Below are 25,984 nucleotides of genomic sequence, written 5' to 3'. Positions count from 1 at the left end.
AGAGACCAGAAAAGCCGGGCATTCCCCGGCTTTTCCTTTGCACCCGCTTTGGCGGGCAGCGGACGGCTCTATGCCGTCGGCGCATCCGCGCGCATCAGCCCTTCCTTTTTGAGATCGGCCCAGAGTGCCGATGGCAGTTTCGCGTCGAGCAGCGACCGGTTGCTTTCGACCTCGCCCGGCCGCTGGCCGCCGGGGATCACCGACACGACCGAAGGGTGCAGTAGCGGAAATTGCAATGCCGCCTCGATCAGGCGCACGCCGTGGCGTTTGCAAATGGCCTCGATGCGCGCGACGCGGTCGAGGATGTCCTGCGGCGCCTCGGAATAATTGTAATAGGCGCCGGGCTTCGGTCCGGTTGCCAGGATGCCGGAATTATACGGCGCGCCGAGAACGATGCCGATGCCGCGCTTCTGGCATAGCGGCAGGAAGGATTGCAGCGCCTCCTGCTCCAGCAGCGTATAGCGCCCGGCAAGCAGGAAAAGGTCGAAGTCGCCACGCTCGGCAAGTGTCTGGGCAACCTGCCATTCGTTGATGCCGCCGCCGAATGCCTTGATGACGCCCTGGTCACGCAAGGCCAGCAGCCCGTAATAGCCCGAGCGCATGAACTCCTCGATGCGTTGGTCCGAGGCCTCCTTACTGCCATGGGTGAAGATGTCGAGATCATGCACGAAAAGGATGTCGATGCGGTCGACGCCGAGGCGCTCGAGCGAGGCTTCGAAGGAGCGCATGACGCCGTCATAGCTGTAGTCGTAGACCTCGCGGCGCGACGGCGTGTCGAAGAACTTGCCGATGCCGGTGCGTTGGTCCGGCGGGCAGGCGCGCATGATGCGGCCGACTTTGCTCGACAGCACCAAGTCGTCGCGCTTTTTCGAACGCAGGAACGGATTGAGTCGCGTTTCCGACAGGCCAAGCCCGTAGAGTGGCGCGGTGTCGTAGTAACGGCAGCCCACTCGCCAGGCGGTCTCCAAGGTGGCGTTGGCATCCTCGTTGGAGACAGCGCGATAGAGGTTTCCCAGCGGCGCCGTGCCGAAGCCGAGTTCCGTGAACGCGATGCCGCCATTGCCGATGCGGTCGAAATGCCGTGTCTTCATGTCCTGCCGTTTCCTCACCTACGCAATTGCCATGACACTATCACGCCTGGGGCACTGCAAAAGCACTCCGAGCCATTGGACACGGATTTTCACGGTGATAGCATGAGCAAAAACAACCTGTTCGGGGAAAAACGTGGCCCAAACATTCAGGCAGGCTCCGGTTCCATTTGCTGGCAAAAACCTGTTCGGGGTTGCGCTCGACGAGCTTGGCACTGTGGTGGCTCGGATCGGCGAGAGCCGCATCGACGCCGCCCGCCACACCAACATGGAGTAGGCGTCATGCGCTACGAGCTGATGCTGCCGCACCAGATCCGCAAGGCGATCGCCGAAAACTGGCCGGTCGTGCTCCCGCTCGGCGTGCTCGAATACCACGGTGAGCACATGGCCGTCGGCATGGATACGCTGGCAGTCGTCAAGATGCTGGAGCTGTTCGAAAAAGAAGCCGACATCGTCATCCTGCCGCCGTTCTACTATGGCGCGGCGAGCTACGCGGTGGCGCCGCCGGAGGGCAATGGCTCGGTTCAGGTCGGCGGCAATGCGTTGGCGCCGTTCGCGGATGAACTGTTCTACAGCCTGCTGCGCATCGGCTTTCGCAACATCCACGCCATCATCCATCACCAGACCGAGAATTTTGTTGCGGGCATGCCGACCGATCTCGCCTTCAAGACCGCCGGCCGCCAGGCGATCTTCCGTTTTCTGGAGAAGGAGCGCGGCGAGGGCTGGTGGGGCTCCGACGCTATGGCAGGCTATTATGCCGAACATGCCGAAGGCGCCAATTTCTTCAACTGGATACGGGTGCATCCGCTGATGCCGGCAGCAATCAACGGCCAGTATCCGTTCGATCATGCCGGCATCGGCGAGACGTCGCTGATGCTGGCGCTATGCCCGGAAGCGGTGGACGCCGGAAATTTTACCGACAATACGGGATGGTACACGGCGAGCGCCCCTGAGGCCTCGATTGAACTGGGGCAAAAGGGCGTCGCGATGATACTCGATCACCTGCGGGCGATGTTGAGGGCCTAGCGCGGTTCTTCCTTCTCCCCTTGTGGGACAAGGTGGCCGAGCGAAGCTCGGCCGGGTGAGAGGTGTTCCAGGGAGCGCTACGCCTCATTTCTTCCAGCACCCCTCATCCGTCTCGGCGCTACGCGCCGATCCCCCTTCACAAGGGGAGATGGCAAGAAGGAGCCGCTACTTCACCGCGCCGGCAGTCATGCCCATGATCAGATAGCGCTCCAGCGCGATGCCGATGACGGCAAGCGGCGTGATTGCGGCGGTGGCCAGCGCCGCCATCGACCACCAGTTGATGCCTTGCGAACCGGTCTGGCTCGCCACCATCACGGGAATGGTCTTGGCGTCGGTCGAGGTCAGAAGTGCGGCGAAGAAATACTCGTTCCAGCACAGCACCATCGCCAGGATGAATGCGGCAACCATGCCCGGCAGCGCAATCGGCATGACGATGCGGAAGAAGGCGCCCCAGATCGACAGGCCGTCGACGAGGGCTGCTTCCTCCAGTTCGACCGGGATCGAATTGAACTGGTCGCGCATGATCCAGATGACGATCGGCAGCACCATCAGCGTGTAGAGCAGGATCAGCCCGATGCGCGTGTCGAGCATGCCGACTTCCCGGTACAGCACGAGAAAGGGCAGGGCGAGCACGACCGGCGGCAGGATCAGCTGCGACAGGAAAAAGAAGGAGATGTCCTCGTTCTTGAACCAGGCGAAGTGATAGCGATAGCGGGTGAGGCCGTAGGCCGCGAGACTGCCAATAACAATGGCGAGGCTCGATGCGCCGACCGAGGTGATGACCGAGTTCATGAAGCGCTTGATGAACTCGTCGCGCACCGTCGAGGTCCGGAAGATCGAGTCCGGCGACAGGCCGAGCGAGCGCCAGCCCTTCCAGTCCGGCCGGAAGTCGACGAAGGGGATGAGATGGCCCTGGGTGACGTCGACCGCGGTTTTGAACGAGGTGGTTATCGTCCAGTAGATCGGGAACAGGCAGATGAAGGCCCAGAACACCAGCGCGCCATAGACGAAGACGCGGTTGGCGAAAAAGCTCGCCGGCGAGCGGATTTCGGAAGCGGCGTAGTCGGTGGTCTGGACGCTCATGTCGCCGCCCCTATCAATTGACGTTGCGCACGAAGCGGTTGGCGAATTTCAACAACCACGTCACGAACACGATGATGATGATCAAATAAGCCATCGCCAGCATGGTGCCGTAGCCGACATTCGAGCGGTCGCGATACTCGCGGTAGATGAAGCTCGAGACGGAATCGGTCGCGCCGCCTGGGCCGCCCGAGGTGACGGTGATGATGATGTCGGCAAGCTTCAGCTTGAAGATGATGCGCAGGATGACCGCCGTCACCGAAACCGGCAGCATTAGCGGGAAGGTGACCTGCCAGAAGGTCTGCCAGGCATTGGCGCCGTCTACCCTAGCGGCCTCGAGCACCTCGCGCGACATCGCCTGCAGGCCGGCGAGCAGCATGATCATCATGAAAGGGATGAAGGTCCAGGCATCGAGCACCATGATCGAGATGCGGGCGGTGATCGGATTCGAGAAGAAGGTCGGATTGTCCCAGCCGAGATAGCGCGCCAGCGTTGCGGCCGGGCCGAAGCGGTATTCCATCAGCGATTTGCCGATCATCCACGACACCGCGACCGGCGACAGCATCAGCGGCAGCAGGAAGACGACGCGGAAGAATTTGCGCGCCCGGATTTGCGCGTTGAGCAGCAGCGCCAGCCCGAAGGCGATGACATATTCGACAAAGACCGCGAGCACATAGAGCACCATGTTGAACAGCGCGTTGCGGTAGTAGGGGTCGGCCAGCATCTGCCAGAAATTGTCGAGCCCGTTGAACTTGCGGCCGGCGAAGGAAGAGAGATTCCAGTCGGTCAGCGCGATGTAGAAGCCGAACAGTGTCGGGAAGATCACCATGGCAATGGTGAACAAAAGCGCCGGTAGCAGGAACAGCGCGCGCTGGCCGTCTTCGCCACGCGTCAGCACCTGGCCGATACCAAGCGCAACGCCCCACAGCACATAGGCATAGACGACTGGCCGCCATGTCTCGAAGCCGATCGTGTCGACCTCGGTCTTGTAGAGGATCTGAACTGCGATCACTGCCAGTAGGCCGAGCGTCGCAGCGGCCATCAACGCGCGGCCGAGCCGCTTGCGGCCCGGCGAGATCAGATCGGATGGAGCGGCGTTTGCCGGCCACGCATCGGTGGGCAAGGTCTGTTCAGCCACGCGTCTCGTCCGTTCACTGAAGGCTTCATGACCGGCTGGCCGGTCAAGGTGCAGTCCGGCGGCTTTGCGTCGCCGGACCAAGGTTCACCATAGTCTCAGCCTACATGCCGAGCGAGGCCTTGTAGAGCTTGATCTGGTTTTCGCGGCCGATCTGGTCGGTCAGCTTCTCCCAGGCGGCTGCGATGGCATCGGCGCCTTCCTGCGCCGTCATCTTGCCGGCGAACGTGTTGGCCAGAATGTCCTCGGCGGCACTGTAATACTGGAAGATGCCGGGGATTCGCGGCTCAATCGCGGCGTTCGGATGGTTGTAGCTGTCGGCCTCCGACTTCAGGTACGAGGCGATGAACGCCTCGTCGTAACCGGCCGCCACCCATTCCGGAATGTCGAAATGCGAGTTGCGGTAGGGCTGAAAGCCGGACGGGTATGCCGCGCACCAGAGCGACAGGTCCTTGCCGCCGAGATGGGCGGCGGCGGACCATGCCGCCTTTTTCTTCTTTTCGTCGGAATCGACGCGGGCCATGACATAGACGCCCCAGCCGAGATAGGCGCAGTTCGGTGCATAGTTCGGACCGCTGGCGAGCTTGTCCCAGGCGCCTGTCTTCGAATTGTAGACATCGTCAGAGCCGGGCAAGATCGAGAAGCCGGTGACGTCGCCGACCACCGAACTGTCGTTGGTCTTCGCATTCGAGCCGGCGTCTCCCCACCAGGCCAGCATCGAGCCGGTGCCGCCCAGGAATTGCGAGAAACAGGTCTGGTTCGGATCGGCATTGATCTGGTCCGGTGGTTCGGAAGGCAGCGCATCGATCACGTCTTGGATCGCACGCACCCAGGCTGGGTTGTTGAGGCGCGGTTTCATCGTATCCGGATCGAACAGCCAGGCCTTGTCGTCGGGATGCTTGGCATAGGCGGAAGCGCGGCTGCCGAGGAAATAGAAACCGAAACCGCCCCAGGGCTTGGGCGCGTCGAGATAACCAAAGACGTCCTGCCCCTGGAACTGCTTGCCCTTGAGGAATTTGGTCACCGCCTGAACCTGCTGCCAGGTCTTCGGCACACCCCATTCCGTCAAGCCCGCCTTGTCACCGCTGTCAGCTTTCCAGGCTTCTGCCAGTCCGGCATCGGCGAACACGTCGGTGCGGTAGTTGAAGTTATGCGCGTCGCCGTCGACGGTGACGCGGTACTGCTTGCCGTCCCAGGTGCCGACCGGCGGCTTCAGATAGGCCACCAAGTCGTCCATATCGATTTGTTTCTTGACCCAATCAGGCATTTCCGAGGTCAGGCCCTTGCCGCAGACATCGCCCTCGAACGGTGCGCCCATCTCGACTATATCAAAGTCGATGGTGTTGGTTGCGATCGCTTGTTGCAGACGCGGATTGTAGTCGGCCTGCGCCAGGTCGATCCAGTTGATCTTGGCGCCGGTATAGGCCTCCCACGGCTTCAGGAAGCCGCGGAACAGCACATTGTGCAGGTTCTGGTTGTTGAGTCCCATGAAACTGAGCTCAACGCCGGCGAACTCGCCCTCCTTGACATTGGCCTTGGTCGCCTCCAGGCAGAGCTCGCCGACCTGCTGAAAGTCGGCATCGGTCGGCTGGCCCTTGCCGACACCGGGGATTTGCAGGATCTGCGCCCGCAATTCGCTTGCGGCGGAAGCCGGGCGCGTCAGCGCGCCGAGCCCGGCGCCAGACGCCGCTGCGATCGCGGCCATGCTGGCCGCACCTTTGAGGACATCGCGGCGAGTGGCACCCGCGCGCATAAATTGGTTGTAAAGGCTGACTTTCATTTCGTTCCTCCCAGAATCTCAATGGTGATTGTTTCGGGTGTCTGGAGCGCTGGACGTGTTCCCAACAACAGCGACTCCTAGAATTAGCGGCCCAAGTTTTCCTCCGCGACACTTCGATTTCCGTGGCCCGGACGAGCGTGTCGGCGCGCCCGGAACAGGGTCATAACCCGAGCCCTTTCACTATTCTCACAACCAAGTGCCGTGTCAACGAGGATGGGGTTTTTTATCTATAAAAGACTGACTTGCCCTCGCCGTTTGCGTTGTTTAGCTTCACCGCAACGAAAGGGGGGCCCATGGCTCAAGTCGCGATCAGCAATGTGGCCAAGGCGTTCGGAACCGTCAAGGTCCTGCACGATGTCAGCGTTGACATCGCCGACGGGCAGTTCGTGGTGCTGGTCGGTCCTTCGGGGTGCGGCAAGTCCACGCTGCTCAGGATGGTGGCGGGGCTGGAGACCGTTTCAGGCGGCACAATCGCCATCGGCGACCGTGTCGTCAATCATCTGCCGCCGGCCAAGCGCGACATCGCCATGGTGTTCCAGAATTACGCACTCTATCCGCACAAGACGGTCGAGCAGAACATGGCCTTTGCGCTGAAGCTGCGGAAGACCGATCCGGCTGTGGTCGCCGAGCGGGTCAAGCGCGCCGCCGATATCCTCGACCTCAATCCCTATCTCAAGCGCTATCCGCGCCAGCTCTCGGGCGGGCAGCGCCAGCGCGTCGCCATGGGCCGCGCCATCGTGCGCAACCCGCAGGTGTTCCTGTTCGACGAGCCGCTCTCCAATCTCGACGCGAAGCTGCGCGTGCAGATGCGCACCGAGATCAAGGAACTGCACCAGCGGCTGAAGACCACCACCATCTATGTCACGCACGACCAGATCGAAGCCATGACCATGGCCGACAAGATCGTCGTGATGCGCGACGGCCGCATCGAGCAAGTCGGCGCGCCGCTGGAACTGTTCGACCGGCCGGCCAATCTGTTCGTCGCCGGCTTCATCGGCTCGCCGTCGATGAACCTGCTCAAGGGCGTGGTGCGCAAGGGCGACAAGCCTGTCGTCGAGATCGCCGGGACGCCGTTCCCTATCGCCGCGAACAGCGCCGTGGAGGATGGGCGCAATGTTGTCTACGGCGTCCGGCCCGAGCATCTCGAAATCCACCCCGACGGCGTGCCGGCGAAGATTTCGGTGGTCGAGCCGACCGGTTCCGAAACGCTGGTGTTTCTGCGTTTCGGCGAGGGCGAGATGGTGGCGCTGTTCCGTGAGCGCCACGACTTCAAGCCGGGCGACACGCTGCACCTGAAACCACGGCTGGACCAGGTCCACCTCTTCGACGCAGAGACCGGCCGTCGTCTCTAACACTTTGAATTTGCGCATGATCTTATTCGAAACCGACAACACTTTTCGGGATCACGCGCTAGGTTTCACATCAAAAAGCCCGTTCGGGAGGAATGCCATGCTCAAAGGGATCAATCCGCTGCTCAATGCCGATGTGCTCCAGGCGCTGCGGGCGATGGGCCACGGCGACGATTTGATCATCGCCGACACCAATTTCCCCTCCGATTCGGTGGCCCGCCAGACCGTCCTCGGCCGACTGCTGCGCATCGATGCGCCGGCCGCGGACGTGGTCAAGGCGGTGCTGTCGCTCTATCCGCTGGACAGTTTCGTCGACGATGCGGCCGCCCGCATGGAGATCGTCGGCAAGCCGGACGAGATTCCCGCAGTGCAGAGGCAAGTGCAAGACGAGATCGACGCGGCGGAGGGCAAGCCATGGCCGATGATTTCGGTCGAACGCTACGCCTTCTACGAACGTGCCAAAAAGGCCTATTGCGTCATCCAGACCGGCGAGCGCCGCTTCTATGGTTGTTTCGCCTTCCGCAAGGGCGTCGTTCCGCCGGATGCGGAGTAGGGAGATGCCAGGCAAGCCTGTCGTCATACTCGGCGTCTTCGTCGCCGACACTGCCTACCGCGCCGCCCGCCAGCCGCGCATGGGCGAGACGCTCCTTGGAACTTCCTTCACGCTTGGCCCCGGCGGCAAGGGCTCCAACCAGGCGGTTGCGGCCGGCCGTCTCGGTGCCGACATCACTTTCCTGACGCGCCTCGGCGTCGATCCCTTTGCCGATATGGCTAGGCAGACCTGGGCGCAGGCCGGGGTGAAGAGCGCCGTCATCGACACGCCGGAGAGTTATACGGGTGCGGCCTATATCTTCGTCGAGGAGACCACCGGCAACAACGCCATCATCGTCAGTCCGGGTGCGGCCATGCTGATTTCGCCCGACGACATCGAGGCTAACGCCGGCCTGATCCGCTCGGCGGGCGTCTTCGTCACCCAGCTCGAGCAGCCGATCGAGGCGGCGATGCGAGCGTTAGAGATCGCGCGCGGGGCAGGCGTGACGACCATCCTCAACCCGGCGCCGGCGGCAAAGCTTCCTGACCGCATCTATACGCTCTGCGACTATGTCACGCCGAACGAGACCGAGGCCGAGGAACTGACCGGTATCAAGGTGTCTTCCATCGACGACGCCCGCCGCGCCGCCGACAGCCTGCTCGAAAAGGGCGTCGGCGCGGTCATTGTAACACTCGGCGACAAAGGCGCGCTATTGCAAACGGCCAGCCGCTCCGACTATGTCGGCGCGATCAATGCCGGCGCTGTGGTCGAGACCACCGGAGCAGGCGACGCCTTCAATGGCGGCTTGGCCGCAGCACTTGCGAGACAGGTGGAACCGCTGCAAGCGGTCCGCTTCGCCTGCGCCGTCGCCGGCATTTCGGTCACCCGGCCCGGCACGGCGCCGTCGATGCCGACGCTACAAGAGGTCGAGGCATTGCTCGCCAAGGGGTGAGGCCGCCCCAGCCTCGCCGGCGCCCTCGACTTTAGTCCGTTCCGACCACGGTGACATATTAGCCACAGTTAATATGAATCGGCAAACCTATCTTGCGTCATTGGCATAGGTGTCCCGTAATGGATCACTGGGTCTGGCGCCGCAATTGCACGGTCAGCAATGCCGGGGGGCACCTTGACCTCGCAATCGGGGGGTAATCTGGGGGGGCCGCCGCTCCGCAAATGGAGCGGCGGGCTTTTTCACGGCACTACACCATCAGAGACCGCCGACGGATAGGAATGGCTGTGTTCTGCAATGTTCGCGGGGAAGTACCTGTCGCGCCGAATGAGGCGATCTAGCCGCGAACGCCGGACAATTCGCGAACCTCTGCCCGCAGCGCGTGTAACTCCGCGAGGATGATGGCTTGATCGCTGTGCAGCGTTGCCCTGTCGGCTGATTCTACGGCCTCATGCTCGGCTTCCATCGCCGAAACGATCACGCCGATGAACAGATTGAGCACGGTGAACGAGGTCGCGATGATGAAGGGGATGAAGAACAGCCAGGCGGTCGGATAGACCGCCATGACCGGGCGCACCACGCCGTCCGACCAGCCTTCGAGAGTCATCACCTGGAAAAGCGTGAAGAGCGATTCCGGTATGCCGCCGAACAGTTCGGGAAAGGACGAGCCGTAGAGCTTCGTCGCCATCACCGCAAAGACGTAGAACACCAGCCCAAGCAACAGCATGATCGAGCCCATGCCGGGCAGGGCGGTGATGAAGCCGGTGACGACACGGCGCAGCGACGGAACGATGCTGATCAGGCGCAGGACCCGCAGGATGCGCAGAGCCCGCAGCACGGAGAGCGAACCGGTCGCGGGGATGAGCGCGAAACCGACGACGAAAAGGTCGAAGATGCGCCATGGATCGCGGAAGAAATTCGTCCTGTAGACGACCACCCGGATCGCGAGTTCGAGCACGAAGACGGCGAGGATCGCGCGGTCGATGGCTGTTAGCAGCGGGCCAAAAACAGCAATCGCATCGGGCGAGGTTTCGAGGCCGAGCGTGACGGCATTGATCAGGATCAGGACCATGATCGTGAGGTCGAAATGGCGCGATTCGATAAGCGATTTCAGGGCGTCCAAGGCTTCTTCTCCGTTAGAGCATCGGACCCAAAGTGGGAACCGGATTCGGGAAAGTCCAATGCTCAAACGCATATGACAGGCTTGGAACGCAACAAATACAAAAAGTTGAAACTCTCAGGAAACTGAAAGTCGAAACCTTTTGTATTAAGGAACCAAGACCATCCGCGACCTCCTGCGTGACAGGCCGGCACTCTAACCACTGAGCTACACCCGCGCATAGACGAGAACGTGTCAGCCGCGTTCGTCGTTGGGGCGGAGGATAAGCCGCCGGTGTGAGGCGTTACTCGCCAGGGGTCGAGAGCCCCTCGGGCTCGAACACCGCCACAAGGCCCAAACGGCCGGTCGGAAATAGCTTCTGGCCCGCTGTTAAAGCGAATCGCTGCGCTATGTCGCTGTAGGGACCGCATTTTTCTGGAAGGATGAACCGGCACACAGCGATCATCTACCAACTCGCCAGGAACCATGCGGGGAGCAGCGGGTTTGGCTTGGATGCCGACACGTTCGGTCCACCATTCTCCAAGGAGAATACGATGACATTAGCAAGCAAGACCACAGCAGTTGCCGCGGCGTTGGCTATGCTGGCTTCCCCGGCAGTATCCCAGACGAGCTCACCTGCGCCCGCCGCACCTGCACAGGATCGTGGCTTAGAGCCAGCGCCAGGAGTGAGCGGGCCAACCGAAGACTCCATGCGCAATATGATGCGTCAGATGATGACCGAGATGCTGGAGGAGAGAATGCAAGAGCATCGCCGACCCCGAGCAGAACGACGAGGTGGCGACCGTTGGCATCGGGATTTCCGTAGAGGTCCGCATGACGGGCGCCGAATGGGAGGCGGGATGATGCATGGCGCACGGATGCGAATGATGTTCGCCATAGTGGACGCCGACGGCGACGGTGCGCTTTCTCAAACCGAAGTTCAGGATTTCATCGGGCGGATATTCAACGCCGTCGACGAGAACGGCGATGACAGCATCGACAGGGAGGAAATCCGATCCTTCTTCCACGGAAGTGCCGACGAAACGGGTGAATAAATCACTGCAAGTCTTGCGCGTTCCTGGACGAAAATTCGGGAAAGGAATTCGGAAATGGCTGGTCTCGTTGGCAAGTTTGTCGGGAAAACCCCGGCGCCTCTAGCGCTTCAAGTCGGGCCTTGATGTCCATGGCCGCGCCACAATCCGCCGACATGCAGTCGGTCCTCCACAACAACATTCAGGCTCTGGTTGACCATCGACGAGAGCAGGAGCAGCATCGGGCGTTTCAAGATCGAATTGCCGGCGTCATTTCCCGTTTCGCGGGGAGCATGTCATTCGTGTATCTGCACCTTGCAATCCTGATCGTCTGGGTTGCGCTGAACCTTGGGGCGATCCGGGCTATTCCACCCTGGGACCCAAGTTTTGTGATATTGGCAATGGTAGCCTCGGTTGAGGCGATCTTCCTGTCTACCTTTGTACTGATCAACCAGAACAGAATGGCTGAGCTCAGCGAGCGCCGCGCTGAGCTGAATCTGCAAATCAGCCTGCTCAACGAGCACGAAACCACGCGACTGATCGAAATGATGTCCGCTCTGACGGAGCGTTTGAAGGTACCGACGCCAGCAGATGACGAACTGCCCCAGCTAGCTCAGAACGTCGATCCTCAAGCGGTGATGAGCCAAATCGAACGGGTCTCTGAAAATCAGACCAAACGCTAGAATTTATTGCATGCCAAGGTCGACACGAACATCTGAATTGCCGGTCCGGCATTCAGAGTTTTCTTCATTTCCAATCAGCTAAGTGATTGAAAATGGCGCGAGTGACGGGGCTCGAACCCGCGACCTCCGGCGTGACAGGCCGGCACTCTAACCAACTGAGCTACACCCGCGCAAGACGAGCACGGTCAGCCGTGTTCGTCGTTGGGGCGGTGGATAAGGCGTAAGCCACCGGGTGTCAAGCGGAGCGCGACAGCATAACAGCAAACAGGAGAAGGTTTTTTGACAAGCCGAATTTTGTTGCCGAAAACGATCAACGGTGAGGGCATCGTGCGCTCATTTGGCCTTGCGAACCCCGTCCTAACTGCTTAAAGGTCCGGCCCGGAGCGGGCGATTAGCTCAGTTGGTAGAGCGCTTCGTTTACACCGAAGATGTCGGCGGTTCGAGCCCGTCATCGCCCACCAGTTTGATTACACATCATAATTTCTGGTTTTCGGCCTTTAGGCTTGAAAGCGCAACGAAAAGAATGGCGGGCGATCCTCCCGGGATCTGGGAATTTGGACTAACCCTGGCGCTCACGCGAGCCAGATAGCGTGGAAACGCTCAGGCCGATGTAAATCATCCACGAAATGAGTTCGCCCATGCTGCCCTCCTGCATTATAAGAAAGGTAGCACGTTCGGCGTGAGCCGATGTTGGCAATCACTCCCGCGCCCCCTTTGTATTTATGGGTGACGACCATCAGCCTCAGGGGGTCCGTATGTAGGCGCTTCCGGCATTGTCGCGGCTGAGGCCAGCCGGCTCGACGGCGAGCCGCGCAGACCGCGAGAGAGGCTCGCGATGAGCACGGCAAGGATCGCAGTGACGAAGATCCCGTCGAATGTTCCGGCGCCGCCGATCGAGGCGACGGGCGCGCCAAGTCCTTGCAGATTTCCGAGATTGAGCAGGTCCGCGCCGGCGAGTGTGCCGAGGCTGCCGCCGACGTAAGCAAGCGGCGCCGCATATTGTCGGGAAAGCAGCAGAGCCACGAGACCGGTGCTGATCGCGGGAACGAACACCGGCAACGCAATGCCGAGCCCGGGCACCGGTCGAGCCAGCCAGTGGCAGACGGCGGCGACGACGGCAGTCGCCAGCAAGCCGCGGCCCCACAGTCCGTTTTTCGAAAGCAGATAGATCGACATCAATATCGGGATCAGCGCCCCGCCGACATTCACCGCGATGATGGTCCCAGGCCAATCGAGGAAGACTGGCACGAAATAACGCATGCCGAAGTAATCCACCACTCGGCCGGAGAGGACTTCCTGACCAGGCAATTCCGCCAGAGGAAGATTGAGGTAGCTGCCGAGAAGTGAGCCGAGGAGAAGGAGCAGCGCAGCACGGGCGCTGATACCGAGGCGTGTATACGCATATTGCAACACTCCGAGCTGAATCAGCGCCACCAGAACAAGGAACGACAGCGTCAGCGCGAAAAAAAGAGGCGCAGGAAGAGGGAGATAGTGAAGTTGGCCCAAACGCATCGAAGCCTCCTGATATACGGGCGAGTGTTCTGTCGGAATGGCCGGCACCGATTTGCCTCCATTCAACGACTACCCCGCGGGCAACCGGAGCGGCCCGCCGCAGCAATGGAAGCAAGCGCCGCGCCAGTGGGCTAAGCGTTTGTCGGGCTTACGCTATTGGGGTGGGACCGGAGAGTGGAAGGTGGATATCCACCACTCATCGGTGGCTTGCGTGGCTCTCAGCGTGGCGCGTTCTGCCGCTGCAGGTTATGGCGAGCCATGCGGTACCGTAGGGTTTCGCGCGTGAGGCCAAGCCTCCGCGCTGCCGCCACGACATTGTAGCCCTCGCGCTGCAGGATCGACTCCACTATCAACTTCTCCATCGCATCGAATGTCATGGAGCCGTCCAACGGAAGAGAGATGACGTCGCCTGAAGCCATCGTCTTCGGGAGGGTACCGGCCGGCGCGATTTGCAGCCACTCGCCTGGCAGCTCTTCGCCGGTGGAAAGAAGCACCGACCGCTCCACCACATTGCGCAGTTCGCGGACGTTTCCCGGCCAGTCGTATGCGGCAAGGAGCGCGCGCACGGATTGAGGAACGCGTTTAACCCGCTTGCCGGCAATCGCGTTGAACTCGCGAATGAGACCGTCGACGATCTCGTCGATATCCGATTTGCGGGCCCGCAATGGAGGCAGATCGAGCTGGAAAACGCTGAGGCGGTGATAGAGATCCGCCCGAAATGCTTTTTCGGCCACGAGTTCCGGCAGATTTCGGTTGCTCGCCACCACGACATGCACGTCGACGGGTATCATCCGCTCGCCGCCGACGCGGCGGATCGCCTTGTCCTCGAGCGCCTTGAGGAGTTTTGCCTGAAGGTCGAGATTGAGTTCGCCGATTTCGTCGAGAAACAGTGTGCCTTCGCTCGCCTGTTCCATGAAGCCGCGATGGCTGCCTTTCGCTCCGGTAAAGGCACCGGCCTCATGGCCGAAAAGCTCGGACTCCACGAGGTCGCGCGGCAAGGCTGCGCAGTTAACCTCGACGAGAGGGCCATCGGCGCGCGTGCCGCTGTGATGCAGGATCCGCGCCGCAAGGCCTTTGCCGGTGCCGGTCTCCCCCGAGATGATGACGCTGCTGAGCGGGATTTGGCACAGCCTTTCAAGCGTATCGCGTGCGCGCGCGGCATCCTTGCTGCGACCGATGAAGGCGGCCGGGCTGTAGCGATTGCGCTGCTGCGAAGCTTCGTCGGCGATCCGCCTCTGGGCGCGCGCGCCGCGCCGCGCTGCGGCAACGATGCGCTCGAGCCGCTCGCGATCCATTGGCTTGGTCAGAAAATCGAAGGCGCCGAGACGCTTGGCTCGCTCCGCATCGGGTGCCTCGCCGAAGCCGGTGAGGAATATCCATTCGCGGCTGTCGCCCTCGCGGCGGGCACGTTCCAAGAGGTCGAGCGCGTTACCGTCGGGCAAGTGCAGATCCGACAGCACGACGAGCCCTTCATAGCCAGACCCGAAGACGAAAGAGCCCGCTTCCTCAAGGCTGCGGACGAGGCGCGTCCTCCAGCCCACGCGTTCGAAATATCGTTTGAGGTCGATGCCTAGCATGGCGTCGTCCTCGATGATCAGAAGCTCGTCACTCATCGCACTTCGACTTTCGGCGGCTGCGCGATCCTGGCTGTTGGTTTGTTTACGCTACCTCCTACAGAGGTGGTTGAAAACCACCAAGTGGCTGAAGTGGCCCAGATCCGAAAACCATAGCAGGCGGGACCGTGAAGGTTCGGCGGTGCGGGTTTCCTTGGAAAGCTGATCGAAAGCCCCAATCGGGCTGTTGGCCCGTTCCTTGATTGGTGATCCTGGTCCACGGCGGCAGTGTTAATGAGGCAAAAAAGATGCGCGCCATCATCCTGGACAAACCGGCGCGCTGGGTCTGCGCACATGATCGCAGCGACACCGCACCAACTCAGTGCCGCCGCGAACCGCCTAACCAGGAGGAAAACATGCCAATACTATCAGATCTGCGCTCACTGACCTCGCCGCAGCGCAACGCCGTCGTCGCGAGTTTTCTTGGTTGGATGCTCGACGCATTCGACTTCTTCATCCTTGTCTTTGTCATGAAATATGTGGCTGAGGAATTCGGGACAGACATTGAACGGGTCACCATCGCTCTCACGCTGACGCTGGCCATGCGCCCCTTGGGAGCGCTCATCTTCGGCTACGCTGCCGACCGCTTTGGCCGCCGGCCGGTACTGATGGTCAACATCCTCCTCTATTCGGCCCTTGAATTCGCGTCCGGCTTCGCACCGACCTTGACCATGCTCATCATTCTGCGAGCGCTCTATGGCATCGCGATGGGCGGTGAATGGGGCGTTGGGGCGTCGTTGACGATGGAGACGATCCCGCCGAAGACTCGCGGCCTCGTTTCCGGGCTCCTACAGGCCGGCTACCCGGCGGGCTATCTCCGGCCTCTCTTGCCTTCTACCTGCTTTTTCCGCTGGTCGGTTGGCGGGGTATGTTCATGATCGGCGCGCTGCCTGCGCTCATCGTGTTCTATGTCCGCTCGAATATCGACGAATCGCCCGTCTTCCTGGCGCGCCGCCAAAAGCCCGATCGGAGCGCCTTGTGGCGCACACTGCGGCGGCACGGGGGTTTGGCGATCTATACGATTCTCCTGATGACAGCCTTCAACTTCTTTAGCCACGGCACGCAGGATCTCTATCCAACCTTCCTCGAGGTGCAGCAAAAGTTCTCAACGACGACCGTTGGAGCAATCGCCGTGGTTTACAATGTCGGCGCGATCTTTGGCGGCATCACCTTCGGCCTCTTGTCGGAAAGGATCGGCCGCCGGCGCGCTATCGTGCTCGCAGCCCTACTTGCCATTCCCGTTATTCCGCTTTGGGTGTACTCATCCGGTCCGCTGCTGCTGGCGCTCGGCGCGTTCCTCATGCAGTTCGCTGTCCAGGGCGCATGGGGCATCATCCCCGCGCACCTTAACGAACTGTCGCCCGACGAAATCCGCGGCACGTTCCCGGGCTTCACCTATCAACTAGGCAACCTCCTCGCCTCCGCCAATGCAACTCTGCAGGCTGGGCTCGCCGAGCACTACAACGGTGACTATGCTTTCGCCCTTGCCATGGTTGTCGGCGTCGTCGCCGTCGCTGTGGTGCTTCTGGCCGGCTTCGGTGTGGAGGCGAAAGGAGTCGAATTCGGAAGAGCGCAAGACGATAATAGGAGCGGGGATAGCAGCCGGTTGGAAAGAGACCCCGTCACGTCGTCCTGATCGTGGAACCTTTGTGGAACATGTTTGCTGTGCGTAATGCCCGACCTCGATCAACAGTGAGCCATGGCAGCTTGCAATCGCGCGGATTTGAAGTGGGAACATGATGTCGAGATCTTCTCCTTCTCTCGCCGCCCGCCAACCCTTCCTTCTCGCGCTCGGCTTCGCGATCCTTGTGATGATCAGCGGAACATCCGTATGGTTGGTGGCCCAGTCGCGCGGTGATTCCAGGCAGGTGATCTGGACCCTCAACGCCAAGGAAAAACTTCTTGATTTGCAGGGTCAGATCTGGCGGGCCGAAAGCGATCAGCGCGGATTGCTGCTTACCGGAGCTGAACGTTATCGTGACGCCTTTCTCGCAGACGTGGAGGCGGTGAAAATTGCACTGGCTGAAGCCAAGGCGGCACTATCTGGTAACGTGGGGGAGGAAAGCCGTCTGCCGCTTGTCGCAAAGCTTGACGCGGCCGTAACGGCGGAAGTCGCTCTTCTCGAAGAGGCCGTTGCCAAACGGGAAAGCGGCGAACTCGAGCGTTCCCCCTCTCTTAGAGGTGATGCGCTGGTGCAGTCACGAGCCGAGGACATTCGGACAAATATTGCGCAACTTGTCCGGCACGAACAGCAGTTGCTTTCCCAAGCGATCGGCGCTTCGCAGAGCACCGCTCACCTGCTCCTGGTCGCTAGCCTTTTCGGAGCCTCCCTAATCATTGCCCTGGCGGCGACCTCGGTTGCCCTGGTGCGTCACTCGACGAGCCGGCTGAAGACCGCCCAGAGAGCGCTGGAACAGGCAAACGAGTCTCTCGAGGCAACGGTTGCGAAACGCACTGCCGAACTGCGGGAAGCCAACAAGGAAATCCAGCACTTCGCCCATATCGTCAGCCACGACTTACGCTCGCCGCTCGTCAACATCATGGGCTTTACGGGTGAGCTGGAAGTGCTGCGCAAGGAGCTCTTCGGACGCATTTCCTTGCTCAGGGCGCGCCTTGAAGTCGATTCGGAGCCGGATGAGCGGCTTGCGTTGGAATTTGCTGAAGCGCTGGGGTTTATCAAAAGCTCGATCACGCGCATGGACCGGCTCATCAAGGCCATTCTCAAGCTCACCCGCGAAGGCCGCCGCGAGCTCCGTCTGGAACAAATCGACATGACGGAGCTCGCCCGTGCAGCGGCCGATGGGTTCAGTTATCAGGCACAGGAGGCCGGCGCTTCGATCACGATCGAGCCCTTGCCGCCATGCGTCGGCGACCGCCTTGCTCTCGAGCAGATCTTCGCCAATCTCCTGGAGAACGCCTTGAAGTACCTGCGCGACGACACGCCGGGCGAGATCCGTGTGACCGGTCGAGCGACGGCGTCGGAGGTCGTCTACGAGATGAATGACAACGGACGCGGCATCGATCCCAAGGACCGCGAACGTATCTTCGAGATATTCCGCCGCTCGGGCCCTCAGGACCGTCCGGGGGAGGGGATTGGCCTCACATATGTACGAACTCTTGTCCGTCGCCTCGGCGGCGCCATTACCGTCCGTTCCGATGCTGGTCGGGGGAGCACCTTCGCGGTGACGCTGCCGCGCCACGCGTCGGGCAATTTGCCGGAGAAAACCAATGACTACCCATGTCACGATTGTGATGATCGAGGACGATGAGGGCCACGCGCGCCTTATCGAGAAAAATATTAGACGGGCCGGCGTACGCAACGACATTGTCGCGTTCCGCGACGGCACGAGCGCGATTGCCTATCTGTTCGGTGGAAATGGCGCGGGCAGCACGCACGCCGGCCGGGCACTGCTCATACTGCTCGACCTCAACCTGCCGGATATGTCGGGCGTTGACATTCTGAAACGCATCAAAGCAGACGAGCATCTGAAGCGTTCGCCCGTGGTGATTTTGACAACGACGGACGATCAGGACGAGATTAGGCGGTGCTATGATCTTGGCTGCAACGTCTACATTACCAAGCCGGTCGAATATGAAAGCTTCGCCCATTCCATCCGGCAATTGGGGCTCTTCTTCTCGGTTATCCAAGTGGCAGAGAATTCGTGATGGCGCCGATCCGGCTCCTTTATATAGACGACGATCCCGCCCTTCGGCGCCTGGTCAGCAAGGAGTTCGAGCGGCACGGTTATAGCGTTCAGCTCGCAGCGACAGGAGAGGAGGGGCTTCGCCGCTTGCGCGCAGGCGGCATAGATGTCGTGGCGCTCGATCATTACATGCCGGGCCAGGATGGGCTTCAGACGCTCGCCTCCATCCGCGCTGATCCCGATGCGCCGCCGGTGGTCTATGTGACCGGCTCGGAGGAGGGGCGGGTGGCGATCGCGGCGCTGAAGGCAGGCGCGGCAGACTACGTCATCAAGGATGTCGGTGGCGAGTTTCTCGCGCTATTGCGGGTAGCAATCGAGGGCGCCCTGGCTCAGGCGAAGCTGCAGCGCGAAAAGGAGGAGGCGGAAGCGGAGGTCCGCGCCACCCGTGACCGGTTTGAGGCACTCGCGGCCGAAAGAGCCTTGCTGCTTCGCGAAGTGAACCATCGGGTCGGCAACAGTCTGCAACTTGTCTCTTCCTTCCTCCTGATGCAAAGCGACATGAGCCACGATGCGCACGTAAAGGGCGCTCTCGCCTCCGCCTATGGCCGTGTGCTTGCCATCGCCCAGGTGCACAAACGCCTCTATACGTCAGACGATGTGCGCACAGTCGCACTTGACAGCCATCTCCACGCGCTCGTCGCAGATATTGGCGCCTCCGCTGCCGCCGGCAACGGGTGGCTCTCGCTTGCGGCCGATCCGGTCGCGGTTGACCCGGACCGTGCCGTAGCGGTGGGCGTTATTGTTACCGAATTGATCATCAACGTGATGAAACACGCGTACCCCTCCGGGAAGGGTCCCGTTCGCGTGGCTCTGCATGCGCCGTCCGGAAGCGACATTCGCCTTTGCGTAGAGGATGATGGAATAGGTACCCGATCACGTTCCGCAGAGGGTTCCACAGGGCTTGGACAACTTATCATCGAGGCGATGGCGGTGAAGCTCGGAGCCGTTGTCACCGTCCACGCAAGCGACCGTGGCACCCGGGTCGTTGTCGATTTTCCCGGAGCCGAGGCCACACAAGTGGTGGATTAGCCACATCCGAGTGGTTGATATCCACTGCTAATCGCCCATCAGTCGGAAAATATCACGAAAAATCAATCTCTAGTATCTGGCACACCGTGTGCATCACCTTTGATAGCCGCGATCGGCAACTTCGACTTACTAGAAGGAAACATGTCATGGCCAGATCTGTAAAAACCAAGAACTCGCGGGCTCGCCGCTTGACGGCGGCTCTGGCAGCCCTTTCGTCCGTCTCCGTACTGAGTCTCGCGGCGATCGTGATGGAACCCGTCGCGCTACACCGTGCTAATGCGCCGGGCTGGAATGCTGCGGCGCAGGCGGCGACACCACCAGCCGCGGCTGAGCCGGGCGATTTTGCCGATATTGTTGCGCGGGTGAAGCCTGCGGTCATTTCCGTGCGGGTGGAACTCGACGGAACGCAACAGACTGCAGACGAGGGTCAAGACGGTTCTCCCGATAGCGGTGGCGGAAGCGGAGTGATGATCGGCCAGGGCTCCGGCTTCCTCATCTCGGCGGACGGCTATGCCGTGACCAACAACCATGTCGTCGATCATGCCAAATTGGTCGAGGTCACGACCAATGACGGGCAGAATTACAGCGCAAAGGTCGTCGGCACCGATCCGAAGACCGACCTTGCCCTGATCAAGGTCGACGGCAGCGATTTTCCGCATGTCAAATTTGCCGACGAGCGGCCGCGTGTCGGCAACTGGGTGATCGCGATCGGCAACCCCTATGGCCTCGGCGGCACGGTCACCGCCGGCATTGTTTCCGCCGAGGGGCGCGATATCGGCGCCGGTCCCTATGACGATTTCATCCAGATCGATGCGCCGATCAATCGCGGCAATTCGGGCGGGCCTGCCTTCGATGTCAATGGCGATGTGATCGGTGTCAACACGGCGATCTTCTCGCCCTCTGGAGGTTCGGTCGGCATCGGCTTCGACATTCCGGCCGATACGGCAAAAGCCGTGATCGCCGAATTAAAGGACAAGGGCTATATCACCCGCGGCTGGCTCGGCATCCAGCAACAGCAGATCACCCCGGATATCGCCGACAGCCTCGGGCTGAAACAGGCGAAGGGCGCGCTCATCGACGAGGCCGAGCCGAACGGGCCGGCGGCGAAGGCCGGTGTCAAGCCGGGCGATGTCATCACCGCCGTCGACGGCACCGCGATCAACGATCCGCGTGAACTGGCGCAGAAGATCGGAAGGATGGCGCCAGGCAGTTCAGCGACTTTGAGCGTGCTCCGCAATGGCGCAGTGCAGGACATCTCGCTGACACTCGGCACGATGCCCGCCGATCGTCCTCCTGAGGTCGTCGCGGCAAACGACAGCGGCAGCGTACCGCCCAACGAGCAGAGTCTCGGTCTTCTGATTGCTCCGGCAAGCAAGGTGGCCGGTCCCGGCCAAAAAGGCATGGTCGTCGTCGCCGTCGATCCGAATGGCGAGGCCGCGCAGCATGGTCTCTCCGCCGGCGACATCATCCTCGACGTCGGCGGCAAGGCGGTGTCGAATGCCAAGGATTTCCGCCAGGACCTGATGTCGCTCCGGAAGGAAGGCAAGTCTGCTGCGCTTGTGCGGGTCCAGTCGGGCGACACCACCCGTTTCGTCGCACTGCCTCTCGACCACGCATAAGCCAGTCGCTGGCTGATCCCTAACGGGCCCGAACCCGGGGGCTCGTTGGTTGTCTTGGATTGGAGGGACTCCAGGATCTGCAGCCCGCAACATGCGGGCTGCACGTAGCCCCTCGATCTGCCGACCCAGTTCTTCTGAGATGCAGCGGTGTCCACAGCTTTGCGGGCTCGGCGCGAGCCTCCGAATTCATGGAACCGGGTCCTTATCATAGAAGGGAATGAGCATGATCTCCTCATGCCTCGCTCCCGGAAAGCGGAGTGCATGTAATGAATAGCCGTGTTGTCATCGCCATGGTCGCTCTCGGCTCGATGCTCGGCGGAATAGCGATCGCGCCGCTCGCACCAAGGTGCCGGTACTTCTCGCCACCGGCGAAGACGCCAGAACCGATCCGCAGGGCTCAGGTGCACAGGGTTCGACACAGCCGTCCGGCGGTAGCAAATCATCTGGCGGGGGCCCTCGGGAAGCTCGCCGAGGGCGTCAAACGGCTGTTCAATGCTCGATCCGAGAGGCAACTCGTCACCCAAGCGACGCGGTAAAACCAAGGATAGCGAGACGAGGACTATTCATGACGTTTTTTTCGAGCAGGGCTGAAGCAAATCAGGTTCGGTTGACTGGAACCGGGAGGCAGCTGTTCCTGAGGCGCAACCAACACTATCTCTCCGCCATCGGCACGCTCGTCGTGATCGCGCTCTTCGGAGCCGCGATCTTCCATCTGACGGCAGAGGTCCGATATGACGACGTCGTCTCGGCACTAGCCGATACGAGCTGGCGTTCAGTGGTTGCGGCCATTCTGTTCACCGGCTTGAGTTTCCTGGCGCTGACCTTCTACGACGTCGGCGCCCTCGACTATGTTCGGCGCAAGCTCCCCTATGCCGATGTCGCGCTGACGGCCGCCTGCGCCTATGCGGTCGGCAACACCGCGGGCTTCGGGCCGTTGAGCGGCGGCGCGATCCGATATCGATCCTATTCACGGCTCGGCCTCGAGCCTGACGACATTGCCCGCGTTATCGCGTTCGTGACACTCGCCTTCGGGCTGGGCCTCGCGGCCGTCGCTTGTCTGAGCCTGCTTGCCGTCGGCGAATACGTCGCGCCGCTCACCGGCCTCGATGCGTTCTGGCTGCGCACGATAGCCGGCATCGTGCTTGCCGGCCTGCTCGCGGTCCAGATAGCCGGGCGCAGCGGCCATGAGGTGAGCATTGGTCGCTTCACTCTGCGTCTACCGGATTCCAGGACATCGTCGCGTCAGTTCCTGGTGACGGCGCTCGATCTCGCGGCATCCGCCACGGTTCTCTACGTGCTCCTGCCGACCGGAACGATCGGCTGGCCGGCTTTTCTTGCCATTTACTCCATCGCCGTCGGGCTCGGCGTGCTCAGCCACGTGCCTGCCGGGCTCGGTGTTTTCGAGACCGTGATCGTCGCGACGCTTGGGCATGCGGCCGATGTCGACGCGATCCTTGGCGCGCTCGTCCTCTATCGCGTCATCTATCATGTGCTGCCGCTGCTGATCGCCATCGTCGTGATCATCGGCATGGAGCTTCGCCAGCTCGCCGGCCATCCGGTGGCTTCGAGCATCCGCCGTGCCGGCGGTCGAATGACGCCGCTTCTGCTCGCCACACTCGCGCTCGTCCTCTCTCTCATGCTGGTGCTTTCCAGCGTGACGCCGACACCGGACGAGAATCTCGCCTTCCTCGCGAATTACGTCTCGCTCCCCATCATCGAAGGCGCGCACTTCCTCGCGAGCATTTTGGGCCTCGCGCTCTTCATCGTCGCGCGTGGCCTGGCGCTGCGCCTCGACGGGGCTTGGTGGGGATCGGTCGTGCTCGCGGCCGCGGCACTCATGCTTTCGCTGCTGAAGGCGGTGGCGCTCGTGGAGGCCGGCATGCTTGCCTTCTTCCTCGTCGGCCTGCTGGCAAGCCGGCGCCTTTTCGTTCGTCGAGCCTCGCTCTTCGGTCAGGCCCTGACCGTACCTTGGCTGACGGCACTCGGCGTTGTCTGCCTCGGCGCCTTCGTCGTCCTGCTGTTCGTCTATCGCAATGTCGAATACAGCCACGAGCTCTGGTGGCAGTTCGAATTCTCGGCGGAGGCGCCGCGGGGTCTTCGTGCGCTGCTCGGAGTGACGATCGGCGCGAGCGCGGTGGCGATCTGGAGTCTGATGCGTCCAGCCGCGACTGCTATCGCGCCGGCCTCCAATGAGGATATGGAGCGGGCGATCGCCATCCTCGAGACGCAGGACATGTCAGACGCCAATCTCGTGCGCATGGGTGACAAGAGCATCATGTTCTCTGCCGACGGCCGCGCCTTCATCATGTACGGCCGCTGGGGGCGCTCCTGGGTCGCGCTTTTCGATCCTGTTGGTCCGGTGGAGGCCTGGCCGGACCTCATCTGGCAGTTCATCGAGACGGCACGATCCAATGGCTGCCGGGCAGTCTTCTACCAGGTTTCTCCGCGCGGGCTTGCCTATTACGCCGATGCAGGCTTGAGGGCCTTCCGCCTCGGTGAGCTTGCAGAGGTCGATCTCACGCGCTTCGAGATGAAGGGCGGCAAATGGGCGACCTTGCGCCACCAGGTGGGCCGCGGCCAGCGCGATGGTCTGGAGTTCTCGGTGGTGGACCCCGCGCACGTGCCGGCCATCCTGCCGGAACTCGCCGCCATCTCCGATGCCTGGCTTGCCCATCACAATGCGCGGGAGAAGGGCTTTTCGCTCGGCGCCTTCGATCCGCAATATCTCGTAACGCAGCCGGTTGCGATCCTTAAATGCAAGGGGCGCATCGTCGCATTCGCTAACATCCTCCTCACGCGCACGAGGGAGGAGGGCTCGGTCGACCTCATGCGTTTTTCGCCGGAGGCGCCGAAGGGGGCTATGGACTTCCTGTTCGCGCAACTGATGGAATACCTCAAGGCGCAAGGCTACCGGCGCTTCAATCTCGGCATGGCGCCGCTTTCCGGCATGTCCTCCCGCAGCACGGCGCCGGTCTGGGATCGCGCCGGCCGGACCTTCTACGAGCACGGCGAGCGCTTCTACAACTTCAAAGGTCTGCGCGCCTTCAAGTCGAAGTTCCACCCGCACTGGCAGCCGCGCTATCTGGCGGCGAGCGGCGGTCTCAGTCCCATCCTCGCGCTCATGGATGCGACGTTCCTGATCGGCGGCGGCATCAAGGGAGTGATCAAGAAATGACCCGCATAGCAAGGATCTGGAAAGGCGCTGCCTTGGCGACGCTGATAGCTGCGGCGGCAAGCCTCCCCTCAGCGGCCGAAGAGGCGAGATTCGACACCGGCATGATCCCGTCGCCACATATATTGTTGCCGAAGCAGGACGCATCCGGGCTCGTCGTGCTGCTTTCCGGCGCGGACGGCTGGACGGAAAAGGAAGATGCTATTGCGCACTCGCTTTCTGGCGATTATGCAATCGTCGTAGGCATCGATCTCAAGGCCTATCTGGCCGCGCTCGCCAAGGACGACGGAGATTGCATTTACACGGTCTCGGATATCGAATCCTTGAGCCAGCAGGTTCAACGCGCCGCCGCTAGCGGTGCCTACCGGCCGCCGGTCGTCGCCGGGGTCGGCGCCGGCGGTGCTATGGCGCTGGCGATCGCCGCCCAATCTCCCGCCGCAACGATCGGCAAGACCCTCGCAGTCGATCCCGAAGAGGGCATTGCCTTGACCAAGCAGCTCTGCACGCCGGCCGAGAAGGAGACGAAGAGCGGCCGTATGGTCTATGGCTTGACGGACGGCCCCTTGCCGGACCCGGTCAGCGTCACGTTCTCACCCGCGGCGTCCGCCGAGGGGCGTCAACATGTCGCCGCGCTGGTGGACAAGCACCCGGACATCGAAACCACGGACACGGAGGACGACGCCTATGCCGCCCTGTCCGGCGCACTCTCGGAATATCTGCAGGAGGGCGACGAAACGGACAACCCGTTCGGTCTGCCGCTCACCGTCCTCGACGCGAAACCGTCACGCGACACCATGGCCGTGATCTATTCCGGCGATGGTGGCTGGCGCGATATCGACAGGGAGGTCGGCAATGCCCTGCAGCAGCAGGGTGTGCCGGTGGTCGGGATCGATTCGCTCCGCTATTTCTGGTCCGAGCGCCAGCCGCAGGCGACCGCCGACGATCTCGCCCGGATCATCAGCTATTATCGAAAGCGCTGGAATGTCCGCAGCGTGCTGCTGATCGGATATTCCTTCGGCGCCGATGTCCTGCCGCGCACCTACAATCTGCTTCCGCCCGCGACCCGCACTGTAGTGCGCCAAGTCACGCTCATGGCGCTATCGCATCAGGCTGACTACAAGATTTCCGTCCTCGGCTGGCTCGGCGCTGAAGGCGAGGGGAGCGCCGGCGACCCGGTCGACGACATCAAGGCGATCGATCCGTCGCTCGTACAGTGCATCTATGGCACGGAGGAAGAGGACGATGCCTGTCCGGCGCTGAAATCCTTGGGCATCGGTGTGATCGCTATCAATGGAGGTCACCATTTCGATGGCGACTATCCGGCCCTGACGCGTCGGGTGCTCGACGCGCTGGACCGGCGACTCGCGGCGGCGAAGTGAGTGCGCTCCCGCGCGGAACCGCCTGGTGATGCGGCTCCAGCCGGCGACCCTGTCGAGATCACTTTCGCGAACCTCCCCGTATGTGTGTTGTCTTGTGCAAGTGCCGGCGCTTGGTCGCGGCTCGACAGGGGATGATTGCGACAAATCAACGGCCATGTCGAGTATACTCCGTGAAGAAATACACTGCGAGGATTTGTCATCCGG

At 61.7% G+C, this 25,984-nt stretch carries 21 protein-coding genes, 2 tRNA genes and 1 pseudogene; 16 read left to right on the top strand and 8 right to left on the bottom strand.

From position 1 onward, the window contains the following. Window positions 1-68 precede the first annotated feature (68 nt). Window positions 69-1,091, bottom strand: a complete 1,023-nt coding sequence (locus ACWTU8_RS11610) for an aldo/keto reductase (RefSeq protein ID WP_455848177.1) — start codon at window positions 1,089-1,091, stop codon at window positions 69-71. 133 nt (window positions 1,092-1,224) lie between these two features. On the opposite strand from ACWTU8_RS11610, the gene ACWTU8_RS11605 reads away from it, so the two are divergent. Beyond that, the gene (locus ACWTU8_RS11605; RefSeq protein ID WP_455848176.1) at window positions 1,225-1,365 is read left to right on the top strand and encodes a hypothetical protein; all 141 of its coding nucleotides are present in this window, start codon (window positions 1,225-1,227) and stop codon (window positions 1,363-1,365) included. Window positions 1,366-1,370: 5 nt separating this feature from the next. Next, complete coding sequence (locus ACWTU8_RS11600) at window positions 1,371-2,114, top strand: creatininase family protein (protein ID WP_455848175.1); 744 nt, start codon at window positions 1,371-1,373, stop codon at window positions 2,112-2,114. A 165-nt stretch (window positions 2,115-2,279) separates the two neighbouring features. Here the strand turns inward: ACWTU8_RS11600 and ACWTU8_RS11595 are convergent, their stop codons facing one another. The 3 genes from ACWTU8_RS11595 to ACWTU8_RS11585 all read right to left on the bottom strand — a co-directional run bounded on the left by ACWTU8_RS11595 (window position 2,280) and on the right by ACWTU8_RS11585 (window position 6,109). Continuing rightward, complete coding sequence (locus ACWTU8_RS11595; RefSeq protein ID WP_455848174.1) at window positions 2,280-3,197, bottom strand: carbohydrate ABC transporter permease; 918 nt, start codon at window positions 3,195-3,197, stop codon at window positions 2,280-2,282. 13 nt (window positions 3,198-3,210) lie between these two features. Further along, a complete protein-coding gene (locus ACWTU8_RS11590; protein ID WP_127209351.1) occupies window positions 3,211-4,332 on the bottom strand; it encodes a carbohydrate ABC transporter permease in 1,122 nt (373 codons plus the stop codon). 100 nt (window positions 4,333-4,432) lie between these two features. Beyond that, a complete protein-coding gene (locus ACWTU8_RS11585) occupies window positions 4,433-6,109 on the bottom strand; it encodes an ABC transporter substrate-binding protein (RefSeq protein ID WP_455848173.1) in 1,677 nt (558 codons plus the stop codon). 293 nt (window positions 6,110-6,402) lie between these two features. On the opposite strand from ACWTU8_RS11585, the gene ACWTU8_RS11580 reads away from it, so the two are divergent. The 3 genes from ACWTU8_RS11580 (at window position 6,403) to rbsK (ending at window position 8,942) form a co-directional block, all read left to right on the top strand. Further along, complete coding sequence (locus tag ACWTU8_RS11580; protein ID WP_455848172.1) at window positions 6,403-7,461, top strand: ABC transporter ATP-binding protein; 1,059 nt, start codon at window positions 6,403-6,405, stop codon at window positions 7,459-7,461. 97 nt (window positions 7,462-7,558) lie between these two features. After that, window positions 7,559-8,011, top strand: a complete 453-nt coding sequence (locus ACWTU8_RS11575) for an RbsD/FucU family protein (RefSeq protein ID WP_127316286.1) — start codon at window positions 7,559-7,561, stop codon at window positions 8,009-8,011. Window positions 8,012-8,015: 4 nt separating this feature from the next. Next, window positions 8,016-8,942 carry a ribokinase gene (gene rbsK, locus ACWTU8_RS11570; protein WP_455848171.1) on the top strand — a complete coding sequence of 309 codons (927 nt, stop codon included), beginning with the start codon at window positions 8,016-8,018 and terminating at the stop codon, window positions 8,940-8,942. Between the two features lie 334 nt (window positions 8,943-9,276). On the opposite strand, the gene ACWTU8_RS11565 is transcribed toward rbsK, so the two are convergent. Continuing rightward, the gene (locus ACWTU8_RS11565; RefSeq protein WP_455848170.1) at window positions 9,277-10,062 is read right to left on the bottom strand and encodes an ion transporter; all 786 of its coding nucleotides are present in this window, start codon (window positions 10,060-10,062) and stop codon (window positions 9,277-9,279) included. A 530-nt stretch (window positions 10,063-10,592) separates the two neighbouring features. Here ACWTU8_RS11565 and ACWTU8_RS11560 point away from each other — a divergent pair. Together ACWTU8_RS11560 and ACWTU8_RS11555 are read left to right on the top strand one after the other, a co-directional pair. Beyond that, entirely contained in the window at window positions 10,593-11,093 is a 501-nt protein-coding gene (locus tag ACWTU8_RS11560; RefSeq protein WP_455848169.1) for an EF-hand domain-containing protein, read from the top strand. Window positions 11,094-11,221: 128 nt separating this feature from the next. Then, entirely contained in the window at window positions 11,222-11,752 is a 531-nt protein-coding gene (locus tag ACWTU8_RS11555; protein WP_455848168.1) for a DUF1003 domain-containing protein, read from the top strand. A 93-nt stretch (window positions 11,753-11,845) separates the two neighbouring features. On the opposite strand, the gene ACWTU8_RS11550 is transcribed toward ACWTU8_RS11555, so the two are convergent. Beyond that, window positions 11,846-11,922, bottom strand: a tRNA-Asp gene (locus ACWTU8_RS11550). A gap of 215 nt (window positions 11,923-12,137) precedes the next feature. On the opposite strand from ACWTU8_RS11550, the gene ACWTU8_RS11545 reads away from it, so the two are divergent. After that, window positions 12,138-12,213, top strand: a tRNA-Val gene (locus tag ACWTU8_RS11545). Between the two features lie 259 nt (window positions 12,214-12,472). Here ACWTU8_RS11545 and ACWTU8_RS11540 read toward each other — a convergent pair. Continuing rightward, window positions 12,473-13,264 carry a DUF1614 domain-containing protein gene (locus ACWTU8_RS11540; protein WP_455848167.1) on the bottom strand — a complete coding sequence of 264 codons (792 nt, stop codon included), beginning with the start codon at window positions 13,262-13,264 and terminating at the stop codon, window positions 12,473-12,475. Between the two features lie 218 nt (window positions 13,265-13,482). Continuing rightward, complete coding sequence (locus ACWTU8_RS11535; RefSeq protein ID WP_455848166.1) at window positions 13,483-14,877, bottom strand: sigma-54-dependent transcriptional regulator; 1,395 nt, start codon at window positions 14,875-14,877, stop codon at window positions 13,483-13,485. Between the two features lie 356 nt (window positions 14,878-15,233). On the opposite strand from ACWTU8_RS11535, the pseudogene ACWTU8_RS11530 reads away from it, so the two are divergent. The 8 genes and pseudogenes from ACWTU8_RS11530 to ACWTU8_RS11495 all read left to right on the top strand — a co-directional run bounded on the left by ACWTU8_RS11530 (window position 15,234) and on the right by ACWTU8_RS11495 (window position 25,780). Continuing rightward, a pseudogene (locus ACWTU8_RS11530) lies at window positions 15,234-16,513 on the top strand (MFS transporter). A gap of 100 nt (window positions 16,514-16,613) precedes the next feature. Continuing rightward, on the top strand, window positions 16,614-18,146 hold the full coding sequence (locus ACWTU8_RS11525; RefSeq protein WP_455848165.1) for a sensor histidine kinase: 1,533 nt from the start codon (window positions 16,614-16,616) through the stop codon (window positions 18,144-18,146). Next, window positions 18,106-18,543, top strand: a complete 438-nt coding sequence (locus tag ACWTU8_RS11520; protein ID WP_029353524.1) for a response regulator — start codon at window positions 18,106-18,108, stop codon at window positions 18,541-18,543. The genes ACWTU8_RS11525 and ACWTU8_RS11520 overlap by 41 nt, the downstream gene beginning before the upstream one ends. Beyond that, window positions 18,543-19,610: a sensor histidine kinase gene (locus tag ACWTU8_RS11515; protein WP_455848439.1), complete on the top strand. Its 1,068-nt coding sequence runs from the start codon at window positions 18,543-18,545 to the stop codon at window positions 19,608-19,610. The genes ACWTU8_RS11520 and ACWTU8_RS11515 overlap by 1 nt, the downstream gene beginning before the upstream one ends. A 146-nt stretch (window positions 19,611-19,756) precedes the next feature. Beyond that, window positions 19,757-21,229, top strand: coding sequence for a trypsin-like peptidase domain-containing protein (locus ACWTU8_RS11510; protein ID WP_455848164.1), 1,473 nt, complete (start codon window positions 19,757-19,759; stop codon window positions 21,227-21,229). A 266-nt stretch (window positions 21,230-21,495) separates the two neighbouring features. Beyond that, window positions 21,496-21,765, top strand: a complete 270-nt coding sequence (locus tag ACWTU8_RS11505; protein WP_455848163.1) for a hypothetical protein — start codon at window positions 21,496-21,498, stop codon at window positions 21,763-21,765. A gap of 29 nt (window positions 21,766-21,794) precedes the next feature. Beyond that, window positions 21,795-24,404: a bifunctional lysylphosphatidylglycerol flippase/synthetase MprF gene (mprF, locus tag ACWTU8_RS11500; RefSeq protein ID WP_455848162.1), complete on the top strand. Its 2,610-nt coding sequence runs from the start codon at window positions 21,795-21,797 to the stop codon at window positions 24,402-24,404. Further along, window positions 24,401-25,780 carry a virulence factor family protein gene (locus ACWTU8_RS11495; RefSeq protein ID WP_455848161.1) on the top strand — a complete coding sequence of 460 codons (1,380 nt, stop codon included), beginning with the start codon at window positions 24,401-24,403 and terminating at the stop codon, window positions 25,778-25,780. The genes mprF and ACWTU8_RS11495 overlap by 4 nt, the downstream gene beginning before the upstream one ends. The last annotated feature ends 204 nt before the right edge of the window (window positions 25,781-25,984 follow it).

The sequence above is a fragment of the Mesorhizobium sp. BHbdii genome, assembly GCF_053848045.1.
This window is presented reverse-complemented; position numbering and strand designations above follow the sequence as displayed.